This is a genomic window from Pseudomonas vlassakiae (assembly GCF_014269035.2).
Lineage (GTDB): Bacteria > Pseudomonadota > Gammaproteobacteria > Pseudomonadales > Pseudomonadaceae > Aquipseudomonas > Aquipseudomonas vlassakiae.
This window is the reverse complement of the sequence record NZ_JABWRP020000052.1, coordinates 1-1,121: the sequence shown is the minus strand read 5'-3', so window position 1 is coordinate 1,121 and position 1,121 is coordinate 1. Positions and strand designations below refer to the sequence as shown.

1 protein-coding gene is annotated in these 1,121 nt (G+C 64.9%); it reads left to right on the top strand.

The window, feature by feature from the left end; all coding sequences use genetic code 11:
- A partial coding sequence (locus HU738_RS25735; protein ID WP_225923539.1) for a DUF6531 domain-containing protein occupies positions 1-1,121 on the top strand: 1,121 nt, incomplete at both ends.

The window sequence follows — 1,121 nt, the reverse complement described above, 5'->3', positions numbered from 1 at the left end:
GCTGATCCCCGATGAAATCGACTTCAGCCTGCCCGGCCTGATGCCGATCGAATGGTCACGCTTCTACGCCAGCGACCTCACCGTCGACAGCGTGCTCGGCCGCGGCTGGGTGCTGCCCTGGGAACAGAGCCTGCGCCGCCAGGGCTCGTTCATCTACCTTACCGACAACCAGGGCCGCGAAGTCCCGTTCGTGACCCTGCAACCGGGCGAGCGCATCTACAACCCGCACGAGCAGGTTTACCTGGTGTGCACCGAGGGCGGCCACTACCTGCTGCAGACCCTCGACAACCTGTTCTTCTACTTCGGTGAAGTGCCTGACACCAATACCGAGGTGCCGCTACAGCGCATCGAAAACGCCCTCGGCCACTACCTGCACTTCACCCGCACCTCCGACGGCACCCTGACCGACATCAGCGCCACTGGCGGCACCCGCGTGCACCTGCACTACGACAACCCGCTGGGCCGCCTGACCGACATCAAGCGCGTGGTCGACAACCAGGCCGTCGAAACGCTCACCCAGTACCGCTACGACGAACACGGCCAGCTGAGCGCGGTGATCAACCGCAACGGCGACACCGTGCGCAGCTTCAGCTACGCCGAAGGCCTGATGGTCACCCACAGCAACGCCCTGGGCCTGGGCTGCCACTACCGCTGGGAAACCCAGGGCGGCAACCCCCGGGTGGTCGAGCACTGGACCAGCGACGGCGAGCACTACCATTTCCGCTACGACCTCGACGCCCGCACCAGCTGGGCCACCGACGTGCTCGGCCGTGAACTGGAGGTGCAGTACAACGCCGACCACCGCGTCATCGCCAGCCGCGACTACGGTGGCGAGCGTTACGCCATCGAGCTGGACGAGCAGGGCAACATGGTCGGCCTCGATCTGCCAGACGGCAATCGCCTGACCTTCCAGTACGACGAGTTCGCCCGCCTGCTCGAAGAAACCGACCCGCTGGGCCGCAAGATCACCTACGAATATCACCACCTGACCACCCTGGTGACCAAGGTCACCTACCCGGACGGCAGCACCTGGACGGCGCGTTACGACGACAAGGGCAACCTTCTCGCCGAAATCGACGCCCTCGGCCAGATGACCGAGTACCTCAACAGCGACGATGGCT